Annotated in this window: 1 protein-coding gene; it reads left to right on the plus strand. The window is 32.4% G+C overall.

What is annotated here, in order from left to right; translation table 11 throughout:
* Positions 1 to 173 precede the first annotated feature (173 nt).
* On the plus strand, positions 174 to 306 hold a 133-nt coding region (locus H4O21_RS28920; protein ID WP_182812780.1), incomplete at its 3' end, for a GTPase.

The raw sequence follows: 306 nt of genomic DNA on the forward strand, positions 1-306 counted from the left end.
TTGCCTATTCAACGAGCCAAAATAAATAATGTTACAGGGCATTTATGCCTTAAAAAACGGTTTTAACGTTTAATTAATGCTAATACAGTGTTTTTGCTAAATTCATCTTAAAATTCTACGGCCGTTTTTCTGTTTTATTAATTACATTTGCATTCGCAAAAATCACAGTAATTATGAAAGCAGGTATTGTAGGCTTACCCAATGTTGGAAAATCCACTTTATTTAATTGTTTATCAAATGCTAAGGCGCAAAGTGCAAACTTTCCGTTTTGTACCATTGAACCAAATATTGGCGTGGTAAACGTAC

It is taken from the genome of Oceanospirillum sediminis, assembly GCF_014164585.1.
In the GTDB taxonomy this organism is placed as follows: Bacteria; Pseudomonadota; Gammaproteobacteria; order Pseudomonadales; family Halomonadaceae; genus Oceanospirillum; species Oceanospirillum sediminis.